The organism is Anaerovorax sp. IOR16, from assembly GCF_017168145.1.
Classification (GTDB): Bacteria; Bacillota; Clostridia; order Peptostreptococcales; family Anaerovoracaceae; genus IOR16.
In genome coordinates, this window is sequence record NZ_JADQTL010000009.1 from 59,248 (window position 1) to 73,301 (window position 14,054).

Sequence of the window (14,054 nt, forward strand, 5' to 3'; positions counted from 1 at the left end):
CTCCTTTATTATTCTTCTTCGATGGAGGCTACATAATAGCCTGCATCTTCAACTGCTTTTTTTAAAGTATCTTGACTTACATCCTTAGAAAGGGTAACTGTTGCACATTGCTTTGCCAGGCTTACCTTCGCTTCTACTCCATCGATTGCGTTGAGTACCTCCGTTACACGATTACTGCAATGGCTGCAGGACATACCTTCAATGTTCATTTTAATCATTTTTTTCTCTCCTTCTTTTGTATTATCAGTAATGGTTGATGTTGATTGTATTATTCTCGATGTTTTGGATTGTTCTGAGACGGGAGCGTGATCTGCTTTAAATAGTTTTAAACGTAAGGCGTTGCTTACGACGCAAACACTGCTTAGACTCATGGCAAATGCTGCAAACATCGGATTTAACTTTAATTCATAAAGGCCATATAATACTCCAGCTGCCAGCGGAATGCCGATGCTATTGTAAAAGAAGGCCCAAAATAAATTTTGTTTAATATTCCTAATTACTGCTTTGCTTAGTTTGATAGCTGTTACAGCATCGAGCAAATCATTTTTCATTAAGACAATATCTGCACTTTCAATTGCGACATCGGTTCCTGCACCGATTGCAATACCGATATCAGCTCTTGCAAGGGCAGGTGCGTCGTTGATGCCGTCACCAATCATTGCTACATTATGTCCTTTGCTTTGCAAAGCCGTGATTTCTTTTTCTTTATCCTGCGGCAAAACTTCTGCGATGACGGTTGGGATATCAAGTTGATTTTGAATGGCTTCGGCTGTTTTTTTATTGTCGCCTGTCAGCATGACAACATGAATTCCAAGTTCTTTGAAAGCAGAAATGGCACGTTTGCTTGTCGGCTTTACGACATCGGCTACGGCGATGATACCTAATAATTCCTTTTCCGATGCAAACAATAATGGTGTTTTTCCTTCATGAGCAAGCTGGTCAACTTTAGCTTCATAAGAACTCAAATTAATGTTGTTTTCTTTTAAGAGTGCTGTATTTCCTGCAAAGTATAAGGTGTTATCAATATATCCTTTTACTCCACGTCCGAAAATCGCTGTAAAATCAGTCACGGAGGTAGGTTTGATCTGTTTTTGCTTTGCCTCCTCCAAAATGGCTTCGGCAAGAGGATGCTCGCTTTGTTTTTCCAAACTTGCAGCTAGCTGAAGCAAAGAGATATGAGTAAAGTTTTTATCATGACTGAAAGGAAGAATATCAGTAACCTGAGGCTTTCCTTCAGTGATTGTTCCGGTTTTATCAAGCACAACGGTTTTTATATTATGTGCGGTTTCCAATGCTTCACCTGATTTGATTAAAATACCGTTTTGTGCACCTTTTCCGGTACCAACCATGATAGCAACCGGTGTAGCAAGTCCCAAGGCACAAGGACAAGATATAACCAAAACGGCAATACCAATGGAAAGTGCGAATTCAAATGTTGCACCAAGCATTAACCATACTATCGTAGAAACAATTGAGATTGCGATTACAGTTGGAACAAAAATACCGGTAATTTTATCTGCCATATTTGCGATAGGCGCTTTGCTAGCACTGGCCTCTTCTACTAAGGCAATGATTTGTGCTAATGTGGTATCGTTACCAACCTTTGTTGCTCTACATTTTAAAAAGCCAGCCTTGTTAATTGTAGCAGCCGTAATAGGATCTCCCGCTTTCTTTTCAACGGGAATACTTTCTCCGGTTAGGGCGGATTCGTCTAGACTGGATGAACCTTCAATTATAACGCCATCGGCAGGAACGCTGGAACCCGGTTTCACCAAAAGAATATCACCTACAATAACTTCTTCAATTGGTATTTCTATTTCAATACCATCCCGTTCGATAAGAGCGGTTTTGGGTGCTAAGTCCATAAGCTTCGTAATGGCTTCACTGGTTTTTCCTTTGGAACGCGTTTCCAAATATTTACCTAGAGTGATCAGAGCCAGAATTGTAGCTGCTGATTCAAAATACAGATCCATGTGATACTGGTGAGCTAGTTCATAATCTTGGATGCCCAGACCATAACCGATACGATAGATGGCAAATATACCATACACTAAGGCAGCACCCGATCCAATTGCGATGAGACTATCCATATTCGGAGCACCGTGGAATAAGGTTTTGAACCCAACTTCATAGTATTTACGGTTTATATATACAATCGGCAAACAAAGTAAAAACTGCGTCAGTGCATAAGCGACTCCATTCTCAATGCCAGTAAGAAAGCCCGGTAGGGGTGCACCTATCATAGAGCCCATGGACACATAAAGCAGAGGTATCAAAAATAGAAAGGAAACCCATAGCCGTTTTTTCATAAAACGCATTTGATCTTCCATGACATCTGAGGCGGATGTTTGATTCTTTGCAGGGGTATTTGATTGTCCAGCTGTTTGATGGATGGAAGCACCATAGCCTGCATGTTTTACGGCATTGATGATGGCTTCCTCATTTAATTGATTTTCATCATATTCTACTTGCATAGTATTTGTAAGCAAGTTTACATTGGCAACATTTATACCATCTAATTTATTTATATTTTTTTCCACTCGTGTGGAACAGGCAGAACAGGTCATACCTGTGATATCAAATTTTTGTTTCATAAATTTATCCTCCCGACAAGTTTATACCCCCCGGGGGTATAGTATAAACATAACATTTTTATTTTCTTTGTCAATTATAGTATCTTCAAGCGTTTAAAATTAATACGAATTCAGTACCTTGATTTGAACGAAAAAAATCGCCACTGCTAATTTTTTAGTGACGATTTTAAAATCTATTTGCGGAAAGTTTTTATTTATTGCTCGGAATTGATGTTTTTCAAATTTTTACGTTTCCTAAATAAGTCAAAGAATCCTCGTTTTATTGTAACAATAGCTTTAATGAGCGAGGCAACCATAAGTAAAGCAACTGCAATTGATCCGGCCATAAGGATGGTTTCTGAACCAATCTTTGTCATTTTTTCAAAATTGCTGTCAAGGAAGGCGAGCATGGTATTGTACATACCGGCACCGGGTACCAGAGGAAGGATTCCGGGAATGATAAAAAGTGTAGTTGCATCTTTAAATACTCTGGAGCAAATGTCGCTGAGTAAGGCTACGACACACGAACCGAAAAAGCAAGCCGCGACATTTCCGTGACCGATAAACAGAGCATATTGGAATGCTGTCCACCCCAATGCACCAACAGTAGAAGCACTGATCATATGCCTTCGTGGTACATTGAAAATCAGACAGAATCCGGCGGTAGAGGCGAACGCATAGAAAAATTGCAATAGCATTAATAGACACCTCCAAACGCACCGAATATTTTTAAAACAAGCCCAACTCCGGCAGCAATGGCGACGGCAACTAAGATGGCTTCCATAGCTCTAGAAAGTCCTGAGACTAAATCACCCGTCAGAGAATCCCGAACCGCGTTTGTAATGGATACTCCCGGAAGAAATATCATAATGGAACCGATGATGATTAAGTGAGTGCTGTGACCAAGTCCGATTCCGACAAATAACAGTGCTAAAAAGGCAACCAAAGCACAGGAGCAAAAATCTTTGATAAAAAGATTTAATTCCAAACGCTCCAAAAGAATGGTAACAAAATAGGTGAGAACACCGATGGCAAAGGAAGCGATAAAATCCAATAAACGACCGCCCAGCATTACTGTAAAAAAGGAAGCGATCATTCCGGCTCCAAGAACTCTCCATAAAAATGCAAACTGTGATGAGTGGTTGATTTCCTTTAATAAGTCCATACCCTCATCAATTGAGAGATCGGTTGTTGCAAAGGTTCTAGAAAACTGATTAATCTTAGATATTTTTTCCAAATCAATGCTGTTGTTTCGAATTCGTTTTAAAAAGGTATGCATATCACTGTGTTCCGATCCTTCGTCGACTGAAACAAAGATGCCCGTTGTTGTGGCGAATACTTCAGCATAAGGAATATTGCAAGCCTTACAGATACGAGTTACGGTATCTTCCACTCGATAAATTTCAGCACCGCTTTTTAACATAATTTCTCCGGCAAATAAAGCCAAAATTAATATTTTTTTTTGAACTTGGTTAATCATAGGGACCCCTTTACTATTTAAATTTACCTTTTATTGTATTTTATCATATATTTTATCATGCATCGATTTCATTTAAATGAATCAACTTTATGAAATTCATTTGATGAAATTACTTTCATTTTGATTCATTTTAACACAGAGTTTCTCTTAAAAATGCTTTTAATTTCGATTTAATACCTTTTTTTTCGACGACACATTTTTTGTGGAATTCGCATACAGTATATACATAATAAGGAAATAATAAAGGCAGAATAATATTTTTTTTTCAATAGTACAGTTGTTGAAATTTAAACGTTTGATGTGTCTATTGAGAAAGAAATGGCAAAAAAGTGTATACTTTTTTCCTTGTTATGGTATAATAACTAAGTGTTTAGTTGTAAATGAACACAGGAAAGAGAGGAGAAATAGATATGGCAAAGAAGCTTATATCTGTGTGGCTTTCGTTGACAATCTTACTTTTCTCATCAATTTCTATATATGCTGGAGATAATGTTCGAGGAGATTTTTTCATTAAGGACATTTCAATTAACGGACAACAAATTATAAACTATCAAATGGATGATCCATTCTTTCTTTATAAGGATTCAACCTATTTGCCGCTAAATGCAGAGATGGGTAAGATTCTTGGTTTAAAGATTGAATTGGACATGGAAAGCCGCACATTGAAACTTTGGAAAGCAGAACCTACGCAAACCAATCTCTCTCAGAGATGGATGAAGAACAATAAGCAGGACGTTAAAACAGAAATTGTGAGTAACGTTTCGGTGATTGCGTATGAAGCTGCGAAAGAAACGACTGTAGATGAGCCAGAAGACATTGAGCAGGAGGCAGTCTCGGATGAAGAAGTACAGTCGGATCAGGAAACGGTGATTGAATTACCAAAACTTGAAGCAAAGCAGGTTGACCTAAAAGGGATGCCAGTTCTAATAAAGGGAACGGTACCGTATATTCCGGTTACTGCAATCACAAGCAATGGTTTATTCGGATGGGATGTATATTTTGATTCGTATACAGGCATTTATATCAGCACAAAAGAAGGTGTAAAAGCCAAATCCTTTTTTAATGAACCTCGCTCAAGATACAATCGGGGCCTGGTAAATTATATTAAGAAGTATAATGGTAGTTATACCACGAATAAGGCACAGAGATTGGTCTTTTTATTTCAACATGAGGCCAACATCTATGGTGTGGATCAAAGTCTGCTTATCGCAGTTGCACATCGGGAAAGTACCTTTAATTCATCAGCAAAATCCAGAAGTGGTTCGTTGGGGATGATGCAAATTATGCCATCTACCGCAGCCAGATATGGAATTAGTTCCACACAGCTTTTGGACCCTCATGTAAACATTGAATTCGGAGCCAAATATTTAAAGGAAAGAATCGATGCTTACGGTGGAAATGTAACGAAAGCATTATCCGCTTACAACCAAGGATCAGTAGCCGTAAATCGCGGAAGCTATTCCACACGGTATGCAGCTAAAATTCTAGGTACGCAAAGCAATTTAAAATATTATTTGTCAAGCGGCGGATACGGAACCGGAAAATAAAAGAAAAGTAAACAAAAAGCATATAGCATATAGAAATTAAGAAAAACGCTGTCAGTAATCGCTGACAGCGTTTTGTTTTATAAAAATTTTCTTCCAATCACAAAAGGAGTGATTGGAAATAAAAAAACATGGATGAAAAAATATAAAATATTCGTATTTTGTTTGATATTTATCTTTGTATCTGTTAATATAAAGGTGAAAAGAGAAATAAATTGCGAAAATCACGAACTATCTAAATTAAAAACAATTGTAATGTTCGTAAATCAGGGAGGGTAACCAATGGTAAGACGAATTTTTGTGGAAAAGAAGACAGGCTTTGATGTAGAGGGGCAAAGACTTTTTTCCGATTTGAAAGTCAATTTGCATTTGCAGCAAATTACAGCAGTCAGAGTGATTAATCGTTATGATATAGAAGGAATCGAAGAAGAAGTATATGAGTCTGCAAAATATGCCGTTTTTTCAGAACCAGCCATTGATCAGGTCTGGGAAGAAACGATGGATTTGGATGCAGATTCTTTTTATTTTGCGGTGGAGTATTTGCCTGGCCAATATGATCAGCGAGCAGATTCTGCAGCGCAATGCATTCAAATGTTAAACACTAGTGCGAAGGCCTTGGTTCGTTCTGCTAAAGTCTACGTGATTTCAGGTGTATTGAACAAAAGCGACAAAGAGACGATTAAGAATTACTGTATCAATCCAGTGGATTCAAAAGAAGCAGATTGGGAAAAACCATCTCGTTTGGAAATGGACATGGATATCCCTATGAGTGTAGAGAGCATTACAGGATTTTCAAGCTGGACAAAGGAACAATTAGAGCAATTTCGTAAGGACAGAGGTTTTGCGATGAGTAAAGAGGATTTACTCTTTATTCAAACTTATTATAAAGAAGAGAAGGCGGATCCTACCATTACAGAGCTTCGTGTGATTGACACATATTGGTCGGATCATTGTCGTCATACTACGTTTAATACAAGAATTACGGATGTTACATTTGGAGATGGCCCTTATGCTGATATGATTAAAGATGCGTATGAAAACTATTTACAGCTTCGTAAAGAAGTTTATGGGGAACGTGAAAAAGATATATGTCTTATGGATATGGCAGTCATCGGTGCGAAATATCTAAAAAAACAAGGCTTGGCAAATGATTTGGACGAGTCAGAGGAAATAAATGCTTGCAGCATTAAAGTAAAAGCTATCATTGATGGCAATGAAGAAGACTGGCTGGTTATGTTTAAGAATGAAACGCACAATCATCCAACTGAAATTGAACCATTTGGAGGTGCAGCGACCTGCCTTGGCGGTGCCATTCGTGATCCGCTGTCAGGGCGTGTCTATGTATATCAGGCTATGCGTGTAAGTGGAAGTGCTGACCCTAGAACGAAGATAGAGGAGACTTTAAGTGGTAAGCTTCCGCAAAGAAAAATTACAAAGGGTGCGGCCGATGGGTATAGTTCTTATGGAAATCAGATTGGACTTGCAACCGGGCAGGTAACGGAAATTTATGATCCTGGTTATGTTGCAAAACGTATGGAGGTTGGCGCGGTTATTGGAGCGGCTCCTGCAAGTCATGTAAGAAGAGAACGTCCGATTCCGGGAGATTGCATTGTACTTATTGGAGGAAAAACGGGAAGAGATGGCTGTGGCGGAGCAACGGGTTCTTCCAAAGAGCACACGGAGGATTCAATTTTAAACTGTGGCGCAGAGGTACAAAAGGGAAATCCTCCAGTTGAACGAAACATTCAGCGTTTCTATCGAAGGAAAGAAGTAGCAACATTAATAAAACGGTGCAATGACTTTGGTGCAGGCGGTGTTTCCGTCGCCATCGGAGAATTGGCAGATAGCATTGATGTTAATTTGGATTTGGTACCGAAAAAATATGAAGGTCTTGATGGAACAGAATTAGCAATATCTGAATCACAAGAACGTATGGCAGCTGTTGTTTCTAAGGAAGATTGTGAAGCATTGATTGCCTATGCAAATGAAGAAAATTTAGAAGCAACTACGGTTGCTTGGGTGACCGATACAGGCTATTTCCGTATGTTTTGGCACGGAGAACGTATTCTAAATTTAAGTCGAGCATTTCTAGATACAAATGGAGTGAAACAGGAAATTCAGGTAGAAGTAGAAGCACCTACTCATTCTATTTTTGAAGAAATAAAAGAAGATGAATTTAAAAAGGTTTTAGCAGATTTGAATTGCTGCAGTCAAAAAGGACTTATAGAACAATTTGACAGTACCATCGGTGCAGGAAGCGTACTTATGCCATTGGGTGGTAAGTACCAGCTGAGTCCTGCAGCCGGAATGGCAGCAAAATTACCGATTACGACAGGTTATACGGATACAACGTCACTTATGACTTTTGGGTTTGATCCGCAGATTTCTAAAAACAGTCCGTTTCATGGAGCGCTGTACGCTGTTATCGATTCTGCAACAAAGATTACGGCAATGGGTGGGGAATACTCAAAGGCACGTTTAACGTTTCAGGAATACTTTGAACGTTTGGGCGATGATTCCATCAAATGGGGAAAGCCATTTGCGGCATTGCTTGGAGCACTGAAAGCACAAATTGAGCTAGGTATTCCTGCAATTGGTGGTAAGGATAGTATGTCGGGTACCTTTATGGACATTCATGTACCACCTACTTTAATCTCCTTTGCAGTGGGTACCATCGAAGCGGATAAAGTTGTTTCAACAGAATTAAAAACAGCCTCTAGCAAATTAATATTTGTTTATAATGATCGAGATAAAGAGGACATTTTAGATTTTGCACAGTACCGTAAAAATATGAGGACCGTGCAGAGATTAACAAATGAGAAAAAAATACTGGCAGCATCTACCGTTGGAAAAGGTGGTATTTTAGCATCGGTGGTAAAAATGGCGGCAGGAAACAAGATTGGAGTATCATTAAAAAATATTTCACGTAAAGAGTTGTATGCAAGTACTTATGGTGCTTTGATTCTGGAAGTATCCAATTCAGAAGATGTTGAACGTTTATTTGCAGGCAGTCAATATAAAGAAATTGGATTGACAACAGATGATTCAGAAATTGAAGTTGTTTTAAATGATATAGAAACAAGTTGTCATAAGATTGATTTAGATCAGCTTATTTCCGCTTGGGAAGCGCCGTTGGAAACGACTTTCCCAACGATAGCGAAGGAAGAGCAAGAGGAAACGAAAGTAGAAGCTCTTTCTTACATTGAGCGTAACCGTGCGAAACCGAGAGTCTGCCATGCGAAGCCAAGGGTATTTATTCCGACGTTTCCGGGAACCAATTGTGAAATGGATTCCAAAAGGGCCTTTGAGCGTGCAGGTGCCGTTGGAGAGATTCAAATCATTCGAAATCGAAGCGAACAAGATTTAAATGAATCCATTAAAGAAATGGCTCAAAAAATAAAAAATAGCCAAATTATTATGATACCGGGCGGATTTTCAGGGGGAGATGAGCCGGATGGTTCTGCAAAATTCATTACTGCGTTATTCCGTAATCCAATGATTCAAGAAGCGGTAGAGGATTTAATGGAGCATCGTGATGGTTTGATGCTTGGAATTTGCAACGGATTTCAGGCGTTGATTAAATTAGGTTTGGTGCCATACGGAAAAATTGTTGATGCAACAGAGGAGAGCCCAACTTTAACTTATAATCGAATTGGACGTCATGTATCGTGTTTAACAAGAACCAGAGTCGCTTCCGTGAAATCACCTTGGCTCGCGTTTGCAGAGGTGGGTGATGTGCATACCATTCCAATTTCTCATGGAGAGGGTCGTTTTATAGCCGATGCACAGCTTGTGAAAGAGCTGGCGCAAAATGGACAGATTGCAACCCAATATGTGGATTTGAATGGTACACCGACTATGAATCCGAAATGGAATCCAAATGGAAGTGTAGAAGCCGTTTGCGGTATTACATCGCCGGATGGAAGAATTTTTGGTAAGATGGGGCATTCTGAGAGAATAGGACACAATCTATATAAGAACGTATTGGGTGAAAAGGATCAGAAGTTATTTGAAGCTGGTGTAGCTTATTTTAAATAAAAGGAGGAAAATCAATGAAAGTAGCAATCGTAATGGGCAGTAAGTCCGATTATCCGGTAGTGGAAAAAGCGGAAAAGATACTGACGCAATTTGGTGTTCAGATTGAAACACGCATCATTTCTGCGCATAGAACGCCAAGAGTGGCAGAAGACTTTGCTTCTCATGCAGAGGAAAGAGGTATTGAAGTTATCATTGCTGCAGCGGGAAAAGCTGCACATTTGGGCGGCGTTATGGCAGCCTTTACCGCAATTCCTGTCATCGGGCTTCCGATTAAGTCTTCCACAATGGATGGACTCGATTCTCTTCTTTCCATTGTACAGATGCCAAAAGGTATTCCGGTTGCTACGGTTGCCATTGATGGTGCAGAAAATGCAGGACTTCTTGCTGTACAGATGTTATCAATTAAATATCCGGAGTTGAGAGAACAGATGAAACAATATAAGACAAAAATGGAAGAGGAAATCATTGCATTGGATCGACAATTTCAAATAGAAAAATAAGCATAGCTACTAATGAAAATAAACACAAGTATCGTATCGACTATATTGTTAATTGGTATAAAAAGAGAGAATGAAAGAAATGGAGAGTAAGCATATGAAAAAATTAGAACAAATGTATGAGGGCAAAGCCAAAAAAGTATTTAAAACGGATGATCCAAAGCTTTACATTGTGGATTATAAGGACGATGCAACCGCATTTAACGGAGAGAAGAAAGGCTCTATTGCAGACAAAGGTGTTGTAAACAATATCATGTCGGATATTATTTTTCAAATGCTGGAAACAAAGGGCATTCCAACTCACTTTGTAGAAAAGCTTAGTGATCGTGAGACGCTCGTAAAAGCGGTAACTATTTTACCTCTTGAAGTTATCATTCGAAATGTAGCTGCCGGATCGTTCTCAAAGCGTTATGGTGTGGAAGAAGGAAAAGCACTTGCACGTACCGTATTGGAATTCTCTTACAAAAATGATGATTTGGGAGATCCTCTTATTAATGACGATCACATATTGGCGTTGGAATTGGCTACAGAGGAACAACTTGCAACCGTTCGTAAATATGCTTACCAGGTTAACGAGGAATTGAAGCCGTTTTTCTTGGAAAGAGGATTAAAGTTGATTGACTTTAAAATTGAATTTGGACTTTATGATGGAAGTGTTATTTTAGCAGACGAGATTTCACCGGATACTTGCCGTTTATGGGATGTAAATACCAATGAAAAAATGGATAAGGATCGTTTCCGCAGAGATTTGGGAAACGTAGAAGAAACGTATCAAAATGTATTACAGAGAGTAAAAAAATAAACGGTATAAAGAATCGATTTAAAACTATAGAATGTAAAACGCAATGAGATAGCAGGAAAAGAAAGGAACAGGAACATAAATGAAAGAAGAAAAGCTTACCTACAAAGACGCGGGTGTAGATACTAAGGAAGGCGAACGAGCCGTTCGTTTGATGAAGGACCATGTAAAAAAAACATTTACACCGAATGTTCTTACAGGCCTTGGCAGCTTTGGAAGTTTGTTTAAGCTAGATGTGAAAGATATGAAGGAACCAGTATTGGTTGCCGGAACCGATGGCGTAGGAACAAAGCTGAAAATTGCATTTCTTATGGAAAAGCACGACACTGTAGGACAGGATTGTGTTGCAATGTGTGTAAATGATGTCTTGTGTCAAGGTGCAACGCCGTTGTTCTTTTTGGATTACATTGCAACAGGTAAGGTGCATGCAGAAAAAGTTGCTGATATAGTAAAGGGGATTGCAGATGGCTGTGTCCTCGGTGAGTGTGCACTGGTAGGGGGAGAAACTGCTGAAATGCCAGATTTCTATGGAAATGGTGAATATGACATGGCCGGCTTTGCAGTCGGTATAGTGGATCGAGAAAAGATCATTGACGGTTCTAAAATTAAAAAAGGAAATGTAGTAATTGGCATTCCGTCAAGCGGTATTCATAGCAATGGATATTCTCTGGTTCGTAAAGTTATTTTTGAAAAAGAGAATATGGATGTATTGGATTATGTGGATGAACTGGGAGAAACAATTGGAGAAGCACTTTTACGTCCTACAAAGATATATACGGCTGCTTGTAATGCCGTTCGTGAAACGACAGATATAAATGGAATCATTCACATTACAGGGGGAGGTTTTTTTGAAAACATTCCTAGAATCATTCCAGAAGGGCTTGGTGTTGAAATTCAAGTCGGAAGCTGGGAGGTACCGCCTATTTTCCGTTATATTCAAAAATGCGCGGATATTGAAGAAAACGAAATGTTCGCAACCTTTAATATGGGTATGGGTATGATTATGGTTGTAGAAGAAGAACAGGTAGAAATGGTAATGCGTGTATTAAAAGAAGTTGGTGAACAGCCGAGCATCATCGGAAGTATCGTAGAAGGACAAGGAGTTGTTCTATGCAGAAAATAACCGTATTGGTATCCGGTGGTGGTACTAATTTGCAGGCAATCATTGATGCCATTACGTGTGGTGAGATCAAAAATGCAAAAATTGTACAGGTAATTTCGAGTAACAGTAAAGCATTTTCTTTAGAACGTGCAAGAAAACATGGGATAGCAGCTAAAGTAATTGATAAAGAAACGTATCCTGATTTAAATGATCGTACGGATGCATTGATTTTTGCATTGAAAGAAGAAGATACAGACCTCGTTGTCTTGGCTGGTTATATGAGTGTGCTGGATGCAAAGCTTATACAAGCATATGAAGGAAGGATTATCAACATTCATCCATCCCTGATACCGAAATTCTGTGGAAAAGGGTTTTATGGAAAACGAGTCCATCAGGCAGTGCTTGATGCCGGCGAAACGCAAACAGGTGCTACGGTTCATTTTGTAGATGAAGGTGTTGATACGGGTGAAGTTATTTTACAGGAAAGCGTTCCTGTATTAAATGGAGATACGGCAGATATACTAGCGGCCAGAGTCCTGATAACAGAACATAAGATTTTAATAAAAGCCATTAAGAAATTATTGGAAGAGAAAAATTTAGGAGGAAAATAATGGGTGGATTATTTGGAGTGGTTTCCAAAAAAGATTGTGTTATGGATTTGTTTTTTGGGACAGACTATCATTCCCATTTAGGAACCAAACGTGGGGGAATGTGTGTATATGGTGACAATGGCTTCGAGCGTGCCATCCATAGTATTGAAAATGCACCGTTTCGAACAAAATTTGAAAAAGAAGCTACGGTTATGGTAGGAACAAAAGGAATTGGGAGTATCAGTGATGGTGAACCGCAGCCTTTAACGGTATTTAGCCGTCAAGGACATTATTCCATCGGCACCGTAGGGAGAATCAATAACAAAGAACAACTGGTGCAGGAGCTCATTCATATGGGAAGTAACCAATTTTTGGAAATGAGCGGCGGAACTATAAATAATACAGAGCTTGTTGGAGCATTAATCTCTACAAGCAATAACATTGTAGAAGGTATTCAGTTTGCACAGAAAAAGATTGAGGGATCAATTACTATTTTAATTTTAACGGAAGATTGTCTGTATGCAGCAAGAGATCTATATGGAAGAACCTCTATGATATTAGGGAAAAAGAAGGATGGAATTTGTGCATCTTCTGAATCCTTTGCATTTTATAACTTAGGTTATAAACCACTTCGTGAACTTGGACCAGGAGAAATTGTACGCATTACAGCCGATGAAGCGAAAACGGTAAGTGAACCGAAAGAAAAAATGAGAATTTGTACATTTTTATGGACCTATTTTGGATATACAACTTCAACTTATGAGGGAATAAATGTAGAACAAATGCGATATCGAAATGGTGCAAGCATTGCAGATCATGATGGAAAAATGGATGTGGATTTTGTAGCCGGCGTACCGGACAGTGGAACGGCACATGCTCTTGGATATGCAAACCAATCTTGCATTCCTTATGCCCGACCATTGATTAAATATACGCCAACTTGGCCAAGAAGCTTTATGCCGCAAAATCAGAAGGCAAGAGACTTAATTGCAAAGATGAAATTGGTTCCGGTTCATGAGATTATTAATGGCAAGAAATTTGTCTTAATCGATGATTCCATAGTACGTGGCACACAGCTTTACGGAACGGTAAAATACCTCTATGAAAACGGTGCAAAAGAAATTCACGTTCGTTCCGCTTGCCCTCCAATCATGTATGGATGTAAATATTTGAATTTCTCCAGATCGGTTAGTGATATGGACTTAATTACACGTCGTGTGATTAAGGAGCTGGAAGGCGGAGAGGTGACGGAAGAAATTTTACAGGAGTATGTGGATGCTTCTACGGAAAAACATGAAAAAATGGTTGAAAAGATAAAAGAAGAACTTGGATTTACGAGTTTAAAATATCATGAGCTTGAGGACACATTATCTGCGGTAGGTATTGATAAGTGCAAGCTTTGTACTTATTGCTGGAATGGAAAGGAGTAGA

The 14,054-nt window shown here is 39.0% G+C and carries 10 protein-coding genes; 7 read left to right on the forward strand and 3 right to left on the reverse strand.

Annotation, left to right across the window (positions count from 1 at the left end):
• Positions 1 to 8: 8 nt before the first annotated feature.
• The 3 genes from I2490_RS03855 to I2490_RS03865 form a co-directional block, all read right to left on the reverse strand.
• Positions 9 to 2,594, reverse strand: a complete 2,586-nt coding sequence (locus I2490_RS03855; protein ID WP_206458469.1) for a heavy metal translocating P-type ATPase — start codon at positions 2,592 to 2,594, stop codon at positions 9 to 11.
• 194 nt (positions 2,595 to 2,788) lie between these two features.
• Complete coding sequence (locus I2490_RS03860) at positions 2,789 to 3,271, reverse strand: threonine/serine exporter family protein (protein WP_206458470.1); 483 nt, start codon at positions 3,269 to 3,271, stop codon at positions 2,789 to 2,791.
• The gene (locus I2490_RS03865; protein WP_206458471.1) at positions 3,271 to 4,053 is read right to left on the reverse strand and encodes a threonine/serine exporter family protein; all 783 of its coding nucleotides are present in this window, start codon (positions 4,051 to 4,053) and stop codon (positions 3,271 to 3,273) included. The genes I2490_RS03860 and I2490_RS03865 overlap by 1 nt, the downstream gene beginning before the upstream one ends.
• 410 nt (positions 4,054 to 4,463) lie before the next feature.
• On the opposite strand from I2490_RS03865, the gene I2490_RS03870 reads away from it, so the two are divergent.
• The 7 genes from I2490_RS03870 to I2490_RS03900 all read left to right on the forward strand — a co-directional run bounded on the left by I2490_RS03870 (position 4,464) and on the right by I2490_RS03900 (position 14,053).
• The gene (locus I2490_RS03870; RefSeq protein ID WP_206458472.1) at positions 4,464 to 5,600 is read left to right on the forward strand and encodes a lytic transglycosylase domain-containing protein; all 1,137 of its coding nucleotides are present in this window, start codon (positions 4,464 to 4,466) and stop codon (positions 5,598 to 5,600) included.
• Positions 5,601 to 5,879: 279 nt separating this feature from the next.
• Positions 5,880 to 9,635, forward strand: a complete 3,756-nt coding sequence (locus tag I2490_RS03875) for a phosphoribosylformylglycinamidine synthase (protein WP_206458473.1) — start codon at positions 5,880 to 5,882, stop codon at positions 9,633 to 9,635.
• 14 nt (positions 9,636 to 9,649) lie between these two features.
• On the forward strand, positions 9,650 to 10,135 hold the full coding sequence (purE, locus tag I2490_RS03880; protein WP_206458474.1) for a 5-(carboxyamino)imidazole ribonucleotide mutase: 486 nt from the start codon (positions 9,650 to 9,652) through the stop codon (positions 10,133 to 10,135).
• A gap of 94 nt (positions 10,136 to 10,229) precedes the next feature.
• On the forward strand, positions 10,230 to 10,934 hold the full coding sequence (purC, locus tag I2490_RS03885) for a phosphoribosylaminoimidazolesuccinocarboxamide synthase (protein ID WP_206458475.1): 705 nt from the start codon (positions 10,230 to 10,232) through the stop codon (positions 10,932 to 10,934).
• A 79-nt stretch (positions 10,935 to 11,013) separates the two neighbouring features.
• Complete coding sequence (gene purM, locus I2490_RS03890; protein ID WP_206458476.1) at positions 11,014 to 12,054, forward strand: phosphoribosylformylglycinamidine cyclo-ligase; 1,041 nt, start codon at positions 11,014 to 11,016, stop codon at positions 12,052 to 12,054.
• Positions 12,042 to 12,644 carry a phosphoribosylglycinamide formyltransferase gene (purN, locus tag I2490_RS03895; RefSeq protein ID WP_206458477.1) on the forward strand — a complete coding sequence of 201 codons (603 nt, stop codon included), beginning with the start codon at positions 12,042 to 12,044 and terminating at the stop codon, positions 12,642 to 12,644. Before purM ends, purN begins: the two co-directional genes overlap by 13 nt.
• Positions 12,644 to 14,053, forward strand: coding sequence for an amidophosphoribosyltransferase (locus I2490_RS03900; protein WP_206458478.1), 1,410 nt, complete (start codon positions 12,644 to 12,646; stop codon positions 14,051 to 14,053). The genes purN and I2490_RS03900 overlap by 1 nt, the downstream gene beginning before the upstream one ends.
• Position 14,054 lies beyond the last annotated feature (1 nt).